The sequence below is a fragment of the Klebsiella sp. BIGb0138 genome (assembly GCF_004342285.1).
Lineage (GTDB): Bacteria > Pseudomonadota > Gammaproteobacteria > Enterobacterales > Enterobacteriaceae > Klebsiella.
Genome location: NZ_SMCV01000003.1, coordinates 26,805 through 41,238 on the forward strand (window position 1 = coordinate 26,805; position 14,434 = coordinate 41,238).

The 14,434-nt window shown below is 56.5% G+C and carries 16 protein-coding genes; 14 read left to right on the forward strand and 2 right to left on the reverse strand.

The genetic code is table 11. The annotated features are described in order from the left end of the window. Nucleotides 1-28 precede the first annotated feature (28 nt). Together lpcA and EDF73_RS08205 are read left to right on the forward strand one after the other, a co-directional pair. Complete coding sequence (gene lpcA, locus EDF73_RS08200; protein WP_132728182.1) at nt 29-610, forward strand: D-sedoheptulose 7-phosphate isomerase; 582 nt, start codon at nt 29-31, stop codon at nt 608-610. A 144-nt stretch (nt 611-754) separates the two neighbouring features. Continuing rightward, the gene (locus EDF73_RS08205) at nt 755-1,522 is read left to right on the forward strand and encodes a class II glutamine amidotransferase (RefSeq protein WP_132728184.1); all 768 of its coding nucleotides are present in this window, start codon (nt 755-757) and stop codon (nt 1,520-1,522) included. On the opposite strand, the gene dpaA is transcribed toward EDF73_RS08205, so the two are convergent. Then, a complete protein-coding gene (gene dpaA, locus EDF73_RS08210) occupies nt 1,493-2,233 on the reverse strand; it encodes a peptidoglycan meso-diaminopimelic acid protein amidase (RefSeq protein WP_132728186.1) in 741 nt (246 codons plus the stop codon). The genes EDF73_RS08205 and dpaA overlap by 30 nt on opposite strands. A 411-nt stretch (nt 2,234-2,644) precedes the next feature. Between dpaA and EDF73_RS08220 the strand changes: the two genes are divergently transcribed. The 9 genes from EDF73_RS08220 (at nt 2,645) to EDF73_RS08260 (ending at nt 10,387) form a co-directional block, all read left to right on the forward strand. Then, a complete protein-coding gene (locus tag EDF73_RS08220) occupies nt 2,645-3,988 on the forward strand; it encodes a Na(+)-translocating NADH-quinone reductase subunit A (RefSeq protein ID WP_132728188.1) in 1,344 nt (447 codons plus the stop codon). 3 nt (nt 3,989-3,991) lie between these two features. After that, nucleotides 3,992-5,230, forward strand: a complete 1,239-nt coding sequence (locus tag EDF73_RS08225) for an NADH:ubiquinone reductase (Na(+)-transporting) subunit B (RefSeq protein WP_132728190.1) — start codon at nt 3,992-3,994, stop codon at nt 5,228-5,230. After that, nucleotides 5,223-6,017, forward strand: coding sequence for a Na(+)-translocating NADH-quinone reductase subunit C (locus tag EDF73_RS08230; RefSeq protein WP_132728192.1), 795 nt, complete (start codon nt 5,223-5,225; stop codon nt 6,015-6,017). Before EDF73_RS08225 ends, EDF73_RS08230 begins: the two co-directional genes overlap by 8 nt. Then, nucleotides 6,010-6,648 carry an NADH:ubiquinone reductase (Na(+)-transporting) subunit D gene (locus EDF73_RS08235; protein WP_132728193.1) on the forward strand — a complete coding sequence of 213 codons (639 nt, stop codon included), beginning with the start codon at nt 6,010-6,012 and terminating at the stop codon, nt 6,646-6,648. The genes EDF73_RS08230 and EDF73_RS08235 overlap by 8 nt, the downstream gene beginning before the upstream one ends. A gap of 6 nt (nt 6,649-6,654) precedes the next feature. Beyond that, complete coding sequence (gene nqrE, locus EDF73_RS08240; protein WP_123706666.1) at nt 6,655-7,251, forward strand: NADH:ubiquinone reductase (Na(+)-transporting) subunit E; 597 nt, start codon at nt 6,655-6,657, stop codon at nt 7,249-7,251. Nucleotides 7,252-7,262: 11 nt separating this feature from the next. Beyond that, nucleotides 7,263-8,486 carry an NADH:ubiquinone reductase (Na(+)-transporting) subunit F gene (nqrF, locus tag EDF73_RS08245; RefSeq protein WP_132728195.1) on the forward strand — a complete coding sequence of 408 codons (1,224 nt, stop codon included), beginning with the start codon at nt 7,263-7,265 and terminating at the stop codon, nt 8,484-8,486. A 2-nt stretch (nt 8,487-8,488) separates the two neighbouring features. Continuing rightward, nucleotides 8,489-8,704 (forward strand): (Na+)-NQR maturation NqrM, encoded by a 216-nt coding sequence (nqrM, locus tag EDF73_RS08250; protein WP_165905690.1) that lies wholly within the window; start codon nt 8,489-8,491, stop codon nt 8,702-8,704. Nucleotides 8,705-8,873: 169 nt separating this feature from the next. Further along, on the forward strand, nt 8,874-9,929 hold the full coding sequence (gene dinB / locus EDF73_RS08255; protein ID WP_132728199.1) for a DNA polymerase IV: 1,056 nt from the start codon (nt 8,874-8,876) through the stop codon (nt 9,927-9,929). 2 nt (nt 9,930-9,931) lie between these two features. Beyond that, the gene (locus tag EDF73_RS08260) at nt 9,932-10,387 is read left to right on the forward strand and encodes a GNAT family N-acetyltransferase (RefSeq protein WP_132728990.1); all 456 of its coding nucleotides are present in this window, start codon (nt 9,932-9,934) and stop codon (nt 10,385-10,387) included. 43 nt (nt 10,388-10,430) lie between these two features. On the opposite strand, the gene pepD is transcribed toward EDF73_RS08260, so the two are convergent. Next, nucleotides 10,431-11,888, reverse strand: coding sequence for a cytosol nonspecific dipeptidase (gene pepD / locus EDF73_RS08265; RefSeq protein ID WP_132728201.1), 1,458 nt, complete (start codon nt 11,886-11,888; stop codon nt 10,431-10,433). A 257-nt stretch (nt 11,889-12,145) separates the two neighbouring features. Between pepD and gpt the strand changes: the two genes are divergently transcribed. The 3 genes from gpt to crl all read left to right on the forward strand — a co-directional run bounded on the left by gpt (nt 12,146) and on the right by crl (nt 14,411). Beyond that, on the forward strand, nt 12,146-12,604 hold the full coding sequence (gene gpt, locus EDF73_RS08270) for a xanthine phosphoribosyltransferase (RefSeq protein ID WP_004858267.1): 459 nt from the start codon (nt 12,146-12,148) through the stop codon (nt 12,602-12,604). 106 nt (nt 12,605-12,710) lie between these two features. Continuing rightward, complete coding sequence (frsA, locus tag EDF73_RS08275; protein ID WP_132728203.1) at nt 12,711-13,955, forward strand: esterase FrsA; 1,245 nt, start codon at nt 12,711-12,713, stop codon at nt 13,953-13,955. A gap of 57 nt (nt 13,956-14,012) precedes the next feature. Continuing rightward, nucleotides 14,013-14,411 carry a sigma factor-binding protein Crl gene (gene crl / locus EDF73_RS08280; protein WP_132728205.1) on the forward strand — a complete coding sequence of 133 codons (399 nt, stop codon included), beginning with the start codon at nt 14,013-14,015 and terminating at the stop codon, nt 14,409-14,411. Nucleotides 14,412-14,434 lie beyond the last annotated feature (23 nt).

The window sequence follows — 14,434 nt, forward strand, 5'->3', positions numbered from 1 at the left end:
ATTCCACCAATACTGAAGGATTATCCTCATGTACCAGGATCTTATTCGTAACGAACTGAACGAAGCGGCGGAAACGCTGGCTAACTTTCTGCAGGACGAAGCCAATATTCACGCCATCCAGCGTGCCGCGGTGCTGCTGGCAGATAGCTTTAAGGCCGGTGGCAAAGTCCTCTCCTGCGGCAACGGCGGTTCCCACTGCGATGCGATGCACTTTGCGGAAGAACTGACCGGGCGCTATCGTGAGAATCGTCCCGGCTATCCGGCGATTGCGATTTCAGATGTCAGCCACCTGTCCTGCGTCAGTAACGATTTTGGTTACGAGTACGTCTTTTCCCGCTACGTCGAGTCCGTCGGTCGCGCCGGCGATGTGCTGCTGGGGATCTCCACTTCCGGCAACTCCGGTAACGTGATTAAAGCGATTGACGCTGCCCGTGCGCAGGGGATGAAAGTGATTACCCTGACCGGTAAAGATGGCGGTAAAATGGCGGGATCCGCCGATGTTGAAATCCGCGTGCCGCATTTTGGTTATGCCGACCGCATTCAGGAAATTCACATTAAAGTGATTCATATTCTGATTATGCTGATCGAAAAAGAGATGGTGAAGGCTTAAAAGGCGACTCTGTTTGCCATTTTGCACCGGGCCAGCGCGCAAACCCTCGCGTACATTCGCTACGGTTGTTGCGCGCTGGCCGTGTTCAGAGCGGCGGCGGTAATAACGCCTTTTGTGTTTAAGCTGAGTGGTGTGAGGTGATGTATGTGCGAATTGCTCGGGATGAGCGCGAATGTGCCAACAGATATTTGCTTTAGCTTTACCGGGCTGGTCCAGCGCGGTGGAGGAACCGGTCCCCATAAAGACGGTTGGGGCATTACCTTTTATGAAGGTAAAGGCTGTCGCACATTCAAAGATCCCCAGCCCAGTTTTCAGTCGCCAATAGCGAAGCTGGTACAGGACTACCCGATCAAATCGTGCTCGGTCATCGCCCATATTCGCCAGGCTAACCGCGGTATCGTCGCCCTGGAAAATACCCATCCGTTTACCCGCGAACTGTGGGGGCGCAACTGGACCTACGCGCATAACGGTCAGCTGGAAGGCTATGAGTCTCTGGAGACGGGGAATCTTCAGCCGATCGGCGAGACCGACAGCGAAAAAGTCTTCTGCTGGATCCTGCACTGCCTGACCGAGCGCTATGCGGGCACGCCGGACGATATGGTGGACGTGTTCAGGTTTATCGCGACGCTGGCGGGTGAGCTGCGGGAAAAAGGCGTGTTCAATATGCTGCTGTCGGACGGGCGCTATGTGATGGCGTTTTGCTCGACGAACCTGCACTGGATTACGCGCCGGGCGCCGTTTGGCGTGGCAACGCTGCTGGATCAGGATGTGGAAATCGACTTTCAACGAGAGACCACACCTGATGATGTGGTCACCGTTATCGCCACTCAGCCGCTGACCGGCAATGAGACCTGGAATAAGATTATGCCAGGTGAGTGGGCGCTATTTTGCCTGGGGGACCGTGTAGTTTGACGCCAGCTGCGGATGAATAACTTCATGGCTGAGCGGTTTGCTCACCACGTAACGGCCATCCATCACCGAGACAACAGGCGGCTTGTGGGTTTGCTGGAAATAGTCGTAGCCGGGCTTCAGCTGTTTCCAGAAATCCGCATAGTAAGAGTACTTGTGGCGTTCCATATTGGCATCGGTCATGCGGAAGGGATAGATGCTGACCTGCACGTTGGGCTGGCCGAACACTAACGCGCCGGTGACAAACTGGAAAATCTCATCGATGCCGGTATCGGTCATCGCATAGCAGCCGATGGATACGCAGGCGCCGTGAATCATCAGGTATTTACCTTCATAACCATGCGCGCGGTCGTAAGCATTCGGGAAGCCGATATTAATGGCTTTATAGAAACGGCTGTCAGGCTTTAGCTGATTGCGCGTCACGTTATAAAACCCTTCCGGACTTTTGAAGTCGCCCTGACGCTGTTTCGGTCCGAGGCCGCCGGAGTAGTTACAGATCCGGTAGCTGTCGAGAAGTTGCCAGGTTTCGCCCATTTTGACGTAAAGATCGAGCATGCGCTCTTCTTTGAAGATCTCAATGTAAACCGGGGAACCCATTAATTGTTGCTTATATTCTTTGCTAACCGGCGTCGTCGGGCCGTTATTGCTGAGTAGCCCAGCAAATGAAACGCACGGCAACAGAAGCATCGCAATAAAGAATGCGATTTTGCGCATACTGCTTGTTCCTTGATAAATCAAAAACCACATTGCCAGGACGGCAAGAGATACCCGAAATCAGACTTTTCTGGATTTAGAGCGCTCACATTAGCATCACGGCAGTTTTTCGCAAGCGCGGCCGCACCGCGTTTACAATTTAGTTTTCCTTTATAACCAATCTGGCGTCAAAGCGCAGTGAGAACTTTGCGCAACATGTCTCATTTTATAGCGAGTTAATCGTGGTTTACCTATAGCCTCCGCTTACGAAATGTTACACTTACGCCGCTAAATGATCAGGGTAAGAAAGGATGCTTCTCTCCCGTCTGGTGAATCACCAGGACCTCGCTTTTCCTTTTTCTCTGATTTCCCATCAATGTTGCTGGCCTCGGCCTGATGCCGGGGTTTAGGTTACGGATACCTGCTAACGATATGATTAAAATCACGAAAGGGCTGAATTTGCCCATAGCTGGCATGCCATCACAGCAGATCACTTTGAGCGTCGCGGTTAAACGCGTCGCGCTGTTGGGCGAAGAGTATGTCGGTATGCGCCCCTCAATGGCGGTCCGCGAAGGCGACCGGGTGCAAAAAGGGCAAACCCTGTTCGAAGATAAAAAGAACCCTGGCGTCCGCTTTACCGCGCCTGCCGCCGGGGTCATTAGCGCTATCCATCGCGGCGAACGTCGGGTTCTGCAATCGGTGGTGATTGATGTCGACGGCGACGAGGCCGTGCAGTTTTCCCGCTATGCGCCCGACGAGCTGGCGGGGCTGGCGCGGGAAACCGTCCAGCAACAGCTGCTGGAATCCGGTCAGTGGACGGCGTTGCGTACTCGCCCGTTCAGTAAAACCCCGGCGCCGGGCAGCGTGCCGGCGGCGATATTCGTTACCGCCATCGATACCCAGCCGCTGGCGGCGGATCCTCAGCCGCTGATTCGCGCCCGGCGCGAGGCCTTCGACGCCGGCCTCACCATACTGACCCGCCTGACGGCGGGCAAAGTTCATGTCTGCCAGGCCAGCGGCGGTAAGCTGGGCGGTCACCCGTCAGGGCAGGTGACCTTTAACCAGTTCGCCGGGCCGCATCCTGCCGGGCTGGTGGGTACTCACATTCATTTTCTTGAGCCCGTCAGCCTCAGCAAACAGGTCTGGCACCTTAACTATCAGGATGTTATCGCCATCGGCCGGCTGTTCCTCGACGGGGAACTGTGTAGCGAACGGGTGATCGCGCTCGGCGGCCCGCAGGTTAAAGAGCCGCGGCTGATTCAAACCTGCAGCGGCGTTAGCCTTGATGAACTGCTGGCTGGCGAGCTACAGGAAGGTGAAAACCGGGTCATTTCCGGCTCGGTCCTGAGCGGCAGCCGTGCGCAGGGGCCTCATGCCTTCCTCGGGCGTTTTCATCTGCAGGTCAGCGTGGTCAAAGAGGGGCGTGACAAGGAACTGTTTGGCTGGGTGATGCCGGGGAAAGACAAATTTTCCATTACCCGCACCACGCTGGGCCACTTCCTCAAGCGCAAGCTGTTTAACTTCTCGACCGATACCCACGGCGGCGAGCGCGCCATGGTGCCGATTGGTAACTATGAGCGGGTAATGCCGCTGGATATTCTGCCCACCATACTGCTGCGCGATTTGCTCGCGGGCGACAGCGATAGCGCGCAGGCGCTGGGCTGCCTGGAACTGGATGAAGAAGACCTGGCGCTGTGCACTTACGTCTGTCCCGGCAAGTATGAATACGGCCCGGCGCTGCGTAGCGTGTTAACCCAGATTGAGCAGGAAGGATAAGTGATGGGCTTAAAGCAACTGTTTGACAAACTTGAGCCGCACTTTACTCACGGCGGCAAGCTGGAAAAATACTACCCGCTGTTCGAAGCGACGGCGACGCTGTTCTACACCCCGGGCCAGGTGACGCGCGGCGCCGCTCACGTTCGTGATGCTATTGACCTCAAGCGTATGATGATTCTGGTCTGGCTTGCCGTCTTCCCGGCGATGTTCTGGGGGATGTATAACGTCGGCCTGCAAACCCTGCCGGCGCTGCATAAACTGTACGGCGCAGAGCAGCTGCAGCAGGTGATCGCCGCAGACTGGCACTACAGCCTCGCGCAGTGGCTGGGAGTCAGCTTCAGCGCCGATGCGGGCTGGATCAGCATGATAACGCTGGGCGCGGTGTTCTTCCTGCCCATCTACATGACCGTCTTTATCGTCGGCGGCTTCTGGGAAGTGCTGTTTGCTATCGTGCGTAAGCACGAGATCAATGAAGGCTTCTTCGTCACCTCGATTCTCTTCGCGCTGATTGTCCCGCCTACGCTGCCGCTGTGGCAGGCGGCGCTGGGGATTACCTTCGGCGTGGTGATTGCCAAAGAGATTTTCGGCGGGACCGGGCGTAACTTTCTCAACCCGGCGCTGGCGGGGCGCGCTTTCCTGTTCTTTGCCTGGCCGGCGCAAATTTCCGGCGATCTGGTGTGGACCGCCGCGGAGGGTTTCTCCGGCGCGACGCCGCTGTCCCAGTGGGCAAGCGGCGGCGGCGAGGCGTTGGTGAATGTGACCAGCGGCCAGCCGGTCAGCTGGATGGCGGCTTTCCTTGGCAATATTCCCGGCTCCATCGGCGAGGTTTCGACGCTGATGATCCTGATTGGCGGCGCAATCATTATCTTCGCGCGCATTGCCTCGTGGCGCATCGTTGCCGGGGTGATGATCGGCATGATGGCGACGGCGACGCTGTTTAATTTCATCGGCTCGGCCACTAACCCGATGTTCGCCATGCCGTGGTACTGGCATCTGGTGCTCGGCGGTTTTGCCTTCGGCATGATGTTTATGGCGACGGACCCGGTGTCTGCATCGTTTACGGATAAAGGGAAATGGAGCTATGGCCTGCTGATCGGCGTGATGTGTGTGCTGATTCGGGTGGTCAACCCGGCCTATCCGGAAGGGATGATGCTGGCGATCCTCTTCGCCAATCTCTTTGCGCCGCTGTTCGATTACCTGGTGGTGCAGGCCAATATTAAGCGGAGGAAGTCGCGTGGCTGAGAAGAAAAGTAACGATAGCATCGGCAAAACGCTGCTGGTGGTGCTGGTGCTTTGCCTGGTGTGCTCCATCGTGGTCGCCGGGTCCGCCGTGGGTCTGAAGTCGCGCCAGCAGGAGCAACGTGCGCTGGATAAACAACGCAATATTCTCGCGGTTGCCGGGCTGATGCAGCCGGAGATGAGCGCGGATGAGGTGGCTTCCGTCTTTGCTGCCCGTATTTCCCCGCGGCTGGTGAATTTAGCCACCGGCGAACTGCTGGATAAAGATCCGGGCAAATTCAACCAAGCGCAGGCGCTGAAAGACCCACAGCAAAGTATCGCGCTGGATGTCAGCCAGGACCCGGCAGGCATTAAACGCCGGAGTAATATTGTCGAAATTTACCTGGTGCGCGATGAGCAGCGGCAGATTCAGGAAGTGGTGCTGCCCATCTATGGCAACGGCCTGTGGTCGGTGATGTACGCCTTTGTCGCCCTCGACACCGACGGTCGTACGGTGAAAGGGATTACCTACTACGATCACGGCGAAACGCCGGGGTTAGGTGGGGAGGTGGAAAATCCCAACTGGCGTCAGCAGTTTGTCGGCAAGCAGGTGCTTGACGATCGCGGCCATCCGGCGCTGAAAGTGGTGAAGGGCAGGGCGCGTCCGGGCGATGTCCATGCCGTTGATGGGCTGTCCGGGGCGACGCTGACCTCGAACGGCGTGCAGCATAGCTTTGATTTCTGGATGGGTGATATGGGGTTTGGCCCGTTGCTGAAAAAAGTTCGTGAGGGAGGGCTGAATAATGGCTGAACTGGGCGATATGAAAGAAATGAAGCGCGTGCTGGTGGGGCCACTGCTGGCCAATAACCCCATCACGCTGCAGGTCCTGGGAGTCTGTTCGGCCCTGGCGGTGACCACCAAACTGGAAACCGCATTGGTGATGACCATTGCGGTGACGCTGGTGACGGCATTCTCCAGTATGTTTATCTCTATGATCCGTCACCATATTCCCAACAGCGTGCGCATTATCGTCCAGATGGCGATTATTGCTTCGCTGGTGATTGTGGTGGACCAGCTGCTGCGCGCTTTTGCCTATGAGACCTCTAAACAGCTGTCGGTATTTGTCGGGCTTATCATTACCAACTGTATCGTGATGGGGCGCGCCGAAGCGTATGCCATGAAGTCGCCGCCGCTGGCCAGCTTTATGGACGGTATTGGCAACGGTCTGGGCTATGGCGCAATCCTGATGATGGTCGGCTTTCTGCGCGAGCTTATCGGCAGCGGCAAACTGTTTGGCATCACCGTGCTGGAGACGGTGCAAAACGGCGGCTGGTATCAGCCGAACGGCCTGTTCCTACTGGCGCCGAGCGCCTTCTTCATCATCGGTTTGCTGATTTGGGCGCTGCGTAGCTGGAAGCCTGAACAGCAGGAAAAGGAGTAACCGATTATGGCTCATTACATCAGCCTGTTTGTGCGCGCGGTGTTTGTGGAAAACATGGCGCTGGCCTTCTTCCTCGGGATGTGTACTTTCCTGGCGGTCTCGAAAAAGGTCTCGACCGCCTTTGGCCTCGGCCTGACGGTCACCGTGGTGCTGGGTTTGTCGGTGCCTATCAATAACCTGGTCTATAACCTGGTGCTGCGTGACGGGGCGCTGGTGGAAGGCGTCGATTTAAGCTTCCTTAACTTTATTACCTTTATCGGCGTTATTGCGGCCCTGGTGCAGATCCTCGAGATGATCCTCGATAAATATTTCCCGGCGTTATACAACGCGCTGGGGATTTTCCTGCCGCTGATCGCCGTGAACTGCGCGATTTTTGGCGGCGTCTCCTTCATGGTGCAGCGTGACTATAACTTCCCGGAGTCCATCGTGTATGGCTTCGGCTCTGGTATCGGCTGGATGCTGGCGATTGTGGCGATGGCGGGGATCCGTGAAAAAATGAAATACGCCAATGTGCCCGCCGGTCTGCGCGGGTTAGGGATCACCTTTATTACCACGGGTCTGATGGCGCTGGGCTTTATGTCATTCTCCGGTGTGCAGCTATAAGGGCGGAAAGTATGGAAATTATTCTTGGCGTCGTCATGTTCACGCTGATCGTGCTGGTACTGTCAGGGTTGATCCTGGCGGCGCGCTCGAAGCTGGTCAACGCCGGTGACGTGGTCATTGAAATCAATAACGAGGCGGATAAACAGATCCACACGCCAGCGGGCGATAAGTTGCTGAATACGCTATCCAGCAACGGGATCTTTGTCTCCTCCGCCTGCGGCGGCGGCGGTTCCTGCGGCCAGTGTCGGGTGATGGTGAAAGAGGGCGGCGGCGATATCCTGCCGACCGAACTTTCCCATATTACCAAACGTGAGGCGAAAGAGGGCTGCCGGCTGGCCTGTCAGGTCGCGGTGAAGCAAAACATGAAGATCGAACTGCCGGAAGAGATCTTCGGCGTGAAAAAATGGCAGTGCGAGGTTATCTCCAATGATAACAAAGCGACGTTCATTAAAGAACTGAAGCTGCGTGTGCCGGACGGCGAAGCCGTACCGTTCCGCGCCGGGGGCTATATCCAGATCGAGTGTCCGTCGCACAAGGTGGTGTATGCTGACTTCGACGTGCCGGACGAGTATCGCGCGGACTGGGATAAATTTAACCTCTTCCGCTATGTTTCCGAGGTTAAAGAGCCAACGCTGCGTGCCTACTCGATGGCTAACTACCCGGATGAGAAGGGCATCATTATGCTCAACGTGCGTATCGCCACGCCGCCGTCGCAAGTGCCGGACGCCCCGCCGGGGATCATGTCCTCGTATATCTGGTCGCTGAAAGCCGGCGATAAGGTGACGATTTCCGGGCCGTTCGGCGAGTTCTTTGCCAAAGATACCGAAGCGGAAATGGTCTTTATCGGCGGCGGAGCCGGTATGGCGCCGATGCGTTCGCATATTTTCGATCAGCTCAAGCGCCTGCACAGCACGCGTAAAATCAGCTTCTGGTACGGCGCGCGTTCGCTGCGCGAAATGTTCTACGACGATGAGTTTGCCCAGTTGGCCCGTGAAAATCCGAACTTTACCTTCCACGTGGCGCTTTCCGATCCGCAGCCGGAAGATGGCTGGACCGGTCACACCGGCTTCATTCACAACGTGTTGTATGAGAACTATCTGCGCGATCACCCGGCGCCGGAGGACTGCGAGTTTTATATGTGCGGGCCGCCGGTGATGAACGCGGCAGTTATTAAGATGCTGAAAGAGCTCGGCGTCGAGGATGAAAACATCATGCTGGATGACTTTGGAGGTTGATGATGTTGACGGTGTTCGTGGCAACCTTTGTTATTTTCGCGCTGGTGATCCTGGGCATGTCTCTGGGGTATCTGGTTAGACGCAAAAGCATCCAGGGCAGCTGCGGCGGGATTGCCGCGCTCGGGCTGGAAAAGATCTGTGATTGTCCTGAGCCGTGCGATGCGCGGAAAAAACGCATGGCCCGCGAAGCGCAGCGCCAGCAGAGGCGGATCCTCTGATTACGCCTCCTTCTGTCGCCCGGTCGAGCGCAGCGGCGCCGGGCGATATCTCCTGTCCCCTCTTATTTTCCACGTAACAAAAAAGGACCCTACGCCGAGCCGGGGTCGCTCTCTTCTCATCTGACAGAGTTGTGCTGTATACTTGTCCAGTGGTAGGTGAGGGCTAACTATGCGTAAAATCATCCATGTCGATATGGACTGCTTCTTCGCGGCGGTCGAGATGCGTGACAATCCGGCGCTGCGGGATATCCCCATCGCCATCGGCGGTAGCCGGGTGCAGCGAGGCGTGATCAGCACCGCCAACTATCCGGCGCGTCAGTTTGGCGTGCGCAGCGCGATGCCAACCGCGATGGCGCTTAAACTTTGTCCGCATCTGACGCTGCTTCCCGGGCGCTTTGACGCCTATAAAGAGGCGTCGTCCCATATCCGGGAAATTTTCTCGCGCTATACCTCGCTGATTGAACCGCTGTCGCTGGATGAGGCGTTTCTTGACGTCAGCGACAGCGTACACTGTCAAGGTTCAGCCACGCTGATGGCGGAAGAGATCCGCCAGACGATCTATGACGAACTTCAACTGACCGCCTCTGCCGGTATCGCCCCGGTAAAGTTTCTGGCGAAAATTGCCTCCGATATGAATAAACCCAACGGCCAGTTTGTGATTGCGCCGCACCAGGTGGCGGAATTTGTGAAAACGCTGCCGCTGGCAAAGATCCCCGGCGTGGGCAAAGTTTCTGCCGCAAAACTGGAAAATATGGGATTGCGTACCTGCGAGGATGTGCAGAAAAGCGATCTGGCGATGCTGCTCCGCCGCTTTGGTAAATTTGGCCGGATCTTATGGGAGCGCAGTCAGGGGATCGATGAGCGGGAAATCAACAATACGCGGCAGCGTAAATCACTTGGCGTCGAGCGTACGCTGGTGGCGGATATCCACGAATGGGCCGAGTGTGAGGCGATTATCGAGAACCTGTATCAGGAGCTGGAGAGACGGCTGGTGAAGGTCAAGCCGGATCTGCTGATTGCCCGCCAGGGCGTAAAACTGAAATTCAATGATTTTCAGCAGACCACTCAGGAACACGTCTGGCCGCGGCTGAATAAAGATGATTTGCTCGCCACTGCCTGCAAAGCCTGGCATGAACGGCGGGGCGGCCGCGGCGTGCGGCTGGTGGGGCTACATGTGACGTTGCTCGATCCCCAGCTGGAGCGGCAGCTGGTACTGGGATTATGACGATGCCGATTATCAGGCCATACCGGGCAGACGACTTTTCTGCCCTGGTCACCATTTTTCTACGCGCGGTCCGGGAGACCGCCTGCCACGATTATTCTCCGGCGCAAATTGCCGCCTGGGCGCAGGTCGATGAGGCGCGCTGGCGGCAAAAAATACAGCACTCCTGGATAGGAGTGGCGGTGCTTGACCAGCAGGTCGTTGGGTTTATTACCGCCGTGGGCTGCCATATCGACTTACTGTTTGTCGCGCCGGACTACGGCCGTCGTGGCGTGGCCAGCGCGCTGCTCAGGGAACTGTTTGTGCAGATACCGCAGAGGACGCTAACGGTTGAGGCCAGTATCACGGCGAAACCGTGCTTTGAGCGTCATGGTTTCAGGGTGGTGGAAGAACAGCAGGTGGAAGCCCGTGGCGAGAGGTTTATCAATTATCTGATGGCGAAGGTGAGAGGGCCCGGATAAGGCGCAACGCGCCGCCACCCGGGCTCTCTTTTCTGGCAGGAGCTTACTTCGCCGGAATAGCTTTCAGCAGTTCAGTCAGCAGCGTCCAGTACTGGCCAACGCTCTCGATATGCACCTGCTCATCCGGGGAGTGCGGGCCGGTAATGGTTGGCCCGATGGAGACCATATCCATATTCGGATACGGTTTCTTGAACAGGCCGCACTCCAGACCGGCGTGAATGATCTGGATATTCGGCGTCTTGTTGAACAGACGCTGGTAGGTTTCACGCACCAGATGCATCACCGGTGAGTTCGCATCCGGCTGCCAGCCGGGGTATGCGCCTTTGGCTTCGGTTTTCGCGCCCGCCAGTTTACCCAGTGAATCCAGCATGCTAACAACATAGTCTTTACCGCTGTCGATCAGCGAACGGATCAGGCAGTGAATCTGGACATTGTCATCGGTCATGGTGACGACGCCAACGTTCAGGGAGGTTTCAACCACCCCTTTGGCCACGTCAGAGTTGCGGATCACGCCGTTTGGCGTGGCGTTCAGCAGACGCACGAAGCTGTCGCGGGATTGCGCCGTCAGCGCCGCTTTGTCATTGGCGGCGGCATCCAGCAGCAGCACCAGGTTCTTCTCTTTTGCCGCCAGTTCGTTTTTCAGAATTTCCTGGAAGGCATTGACCCGCGCTTTCAGCGCATCGACTTTATCAGCCGCGACGGCGATGGTGGCGAACGCTTCACGCGGAATCGCGTTGCGCAGGGTGCCGCCGTTGAAATCCACCAGACGCAGATCCAGCTCCTGGGCATAATCTGCCAGCAAACGGGCCAGCAGCTTGTTGGCGTTGCCCAGACCCACGTGGATTTCACCACCGGAGTGGCCGCCTTTCAGCCCTTTTAAGGTCAGCTTAAAGCTCTGGAAATCCGCCGGGAGCGCTTCACGGCTCAGGGCGAGGTTTGAGGTAAAGTCGATACCGCCGGCGCAACCCATATAGATTTCGCCCTCTTCTTCAGAGTCGGTATTAATCAGGATATCGGCCTGCAGCCAGTTCGCCTGCAGGCCAAATGCGCCGTCCATACCGGCTTCTTCGGTCATGGTCAGCAGCACTTCCAGCGGACCGTGAACCACGCTGTCATCGGCCAGCACCGCCAGTGCGGAAGCCATACCGATGCCGTTATCCGCACCGAGGGTGGTACCGCGCGCTTTGACCCACTCGCCGTCGATGTATGGCTGGATCGGATCTTTGGTAAAGTCATGCACGGTATCGTTGTTTTTCTGCGGAACCATGTCGAGGTGCGCCTGCAGAACAACCGGTTTACGGTTTTCCATACCGGCAGTGGCCGCCTTACGAATCAGAATGTTGCCAACCTGGTCGCGTTCTGCGTGTAACCCTTTTTCTTTTGCCCAGCCCATGATGTGTTCAGCGAGTTGTTCTTCGTGATAGGACGGATGGGGAATGGAGCAGATTTTGGCAAAAATATCCCATAGCGGTTGCGGGGATAATTGAGACAATTCAGACACGATGAGTCTCCTTACGATCGCCTGCAAAAGTCTTTTACAGGTCGAGGGTTAGCAATAAAAAGTACCACAAGCGCAGGCTTGCGCAGTGGGGTTGAGAATACCACTTTCCACGCGGACTGGTAGTGTAAACAACGCAAAAAGCGTCGCTATGGCCGCTTAACACTGGTTTTTAGCGCGTCAGATCTCTATAATCTCGCGCAACCATTTTCCCCCTCGAACATCATTTAAGCCGTATAACACAGGCTGGGACACTTCACATGAGCGAAAAATACGTCGTCACCTGGGACATGTTGCAGATTCACGCCCGCAAACTGGCCAATCGTCTGATGCCTTCTGAACAATGGAAAGGCATTATTGCCGTGAGCCGCGGCGGTCTGGTGCCGGGCGCATTGCTGGCGCGTGAACTGGGTATTCGTCATGTTGATACCGTTTGCATCTCCAGCTACGACCATGACAACCAGCGCGAGCTGACCGTCCTGAAACGTGCTGAAGGTGATGGTGAAGGCTTCATCGTGATCGATGACCTGGTCGACACCGGCGGTACCGCCGTCGCTATTCGCGAAATGTACCCAAAAGCACATTTTGTCACCATTTTCGCTAAACCGGCGGGTCGTCCGCTGGTTGATGATTATGTTGTTGATATTCCTCAGGATACCTGGATTGAACAACCGTGGGATATGGGCGTGGTGTTCGTACCGCCGATCTCAGGTCGTTAATTGATAAGGTCAGTGCTATTTACCACGCCCGGTTATGCCGGGCGTGGTTTTTTTTACCCGTATGCAGGTTACAATAGCCTGAGTGGCAACATGATGGAGGCTGCACATGTCCCAGGCTAACCTTAGCGAAACGCTGTTTAAACCTCGATTCAAACATCCCGAAACCTCGACGCTGGTGCGCCGGTTTGCCTCCGGTGCGCCACAGCCGATCCACTCTGCGCTCGACGGTAGCAACGTCGACCACTGGTATCGCTTGATCAATCGTCTGATGTGGGCCTGGCGCGGCGTGTCGCCGCAGGAGATCCTTGACGTGCAGGCACGCATTGTCATGAGCGATGCGGAGCGTACGGATCCGGAACTTTACGACACCGTGGTGGGGTATCGCGGCGGCAACTGGATTTTTGAATGGTCTAAGCAGGCGATGGCCTGGCAGCAGAAGGCCGGCCAGGAAGACGATCCGATAGCGAGCGGTCGTCACTGGCTGCGGGCGTCGAACCTCTACAGTATTGCTGCCTACCCGCATATTAAAGGTGATGAGCTGGCCGAACAGGCGCAGGTGCTGGCCTATCGCGCGTATGAAGAGGCGGCCCGACGCCTGCCGGGCGAACTGCGCGAGCTGGAGTTCCCGATTCCCGGCGGCGCGCCGGTGACCGGTTTTTTACATATGCCGAAAGGTGAAGGCCCGTTCCCGGTGGTGCTGATGTGCGGCGGCCTGGATGCGCTGCAGACGGACAACTACAGCCTGTATGAGAACTACTTCGCGCCGCTGGGGATCGCCATGTTGACTCTGGATATGCCCTCGATCGGCCTCTCGTCGAAATGGAAGCTAACCCAGGAAACCAGCCAGCTGCATCAACATGTGCTGAGGCATTTACCGAACGTCCCGTGGGTCGATCATACCCGGGTGGCGACCTTTGGTTTCCGTTTTGGCGCCAATATCGCCGTGCGTCTGGGCTATCTGGAGCCACAGCGTTTAAAAGCGGTGGCCTGTCTCGGTCCGGTGGTGCACAACCTGCTGGTGGATCCGCTGCATCAGGGCCGGGTTCCGGAAATGTATCTCGACGTTCTGGCGTCGCGCCTGGGGATGCATGATGCTTCCGACGAGGCGCTGCGCGTCGAACTGAACCGCTATTCATTAAAAACCCAGGGGCTTCTGGGGCGCCGCTGCCCGACGCCGATGCTATCCGGCTTCTGGAAAAACGATCCTTTCAGCCCGGAAGAGGAGTCTCGTTTAATCACCTCGTCATCTGCCGATGGCAAACTGCTGGAGATCCCATTTAAGCCCATTTATCGCAATTTCGATCACGCATTGCGACAGATTGCCCGCTGGATCAACCATAGATTTAGTTAATATATTGCTAAATTTTATTGATTTGGTAAAACAGTTGCATCACTAAAGGAGATCGCAATGACGTTACCGAGTGGACACCTGAAGAGTAAGCTGATTAAGAAATTCACGGCTCTTGGCCCCTATATTCGCGAAGAGCAGTGTGAAGACAACCGCTTCTTTTTCGATTGCCTGGCAGTCTGCGTCAATGTCAAACCGGCGCCGGAAAAACGGGAGTTCTGGGGATGGTGGATGGAGATGGAAGCGCAGGAATCACGCTTTACTTACAGCTATCAGTTTGGTTTGTTCGATAAAGAAGGGGTCTGGCGACCGGTCGCTATCGACGACCCTGAAGTGAGCGAGAAACTGGAAAAAACGCTGCGTGATTTCCGCGAACGAGCTAACGCGCTGCTGGCGACATTCAGCCTGAAGCTGGAACCCGCCGACGACTTTAGTGAACCCATCAGGCTGCGGGCCTGATATCTGCCCTATCCGTCCGGTTA

Bases quoted from the DNA above. Each gene is read 5' to 3' on its own strand.
- lpcA (WP_132728182.1), top strand. From the start codon at position 29: ATGTACCAGGATCTTATTCGTAACGAACTGAACGAAGCGGCGGAAACG.
- EDF73_RS08205 (WP_132728184.1), top strand. From the start codon at position 755: ATGTGCGAATTGCTCGGGATGAGCGCGAATGTGCCAACAGATATTTGC.
- dpaA (WP_132728186.1), bottom strand. From the start codon at position 2,233: ATGCGCAAAATCGCATTCTTTATTGCGATGCTTCTGTTGCCGTGCGTT.
- EDF73_RS08220 (WP_132728188.1), top strand. From the start codon at position 2,645: ATGATTAAAATCACGAAAGGGCTGAATTTGCCCATAGCTGGCATGCCA.
- EDF73_RS08225 (WP_132728190.1), top strand. From the start codon at position 3,992: ATGGGCTTAAAGCAACTGTTTGACAAACTTGAGCCGCACTTTACTCAC.
- EDF73_RS08235 (WP_132728193.1), top strand. From the start codon at position 6,010: ATGGCTGAACTGGGCGATATGAAAGAAATGAAGCGCGTGCTGGTGGGG.
- nqrE (WP_123706666.1), top strand. From the start codon at position 6,655: ATGGCTCATTACATCAGCCTGTTTGTGCGCGCGGTGTTTGTGGAAAAC.
- nqrF (WP_132728195.1), top strand. From the start codon at position 7,263: ATGGAAATTATTCTTGGCGTCGTCATGTTCACGCTGATCGTGCTGGTA.
- nqrM (WP_165905690.1), top strand. From the start codon at position 8,489: ATGTTGACGGTGTTCGTGGCAACCTTTGTTATTTTCGCGCTGGTGATC.
- dinB (WP_132728199.1), top strand. From the start codon at position 8,874: ATGCGTAAAATCATCCATGTCGATATGGACTGCTTCTTCGCGGCGGTC.
- EDF73_RS08260 (WP_132728990.1), top strand. From the start codon at position 9,932: ATGCCGATTATCAGGCCATACCGGGCAGACGACTTTTCTGCCCTGGTC.
- gpt (WP_004858267.1), top strand. From the start codon at position 12,146: ATGAGCGAAAAATACGTCGTCACCTGGGACATGTTGCAGATTCACGCC.
- frsA (WP_132728203.1), top strand. From the start codon at position 12,711: ATGTCCCAGGCTAACCTTAGCGAAACGCTGTTTAAACCTCGATTCAAA.
- crl (WP_132728205.1), top strand. From the start codon at position 14,013: ATGACGTTACCGAGTGGACACCTGAAGAGTAAGCTGATTAAGAAATTC.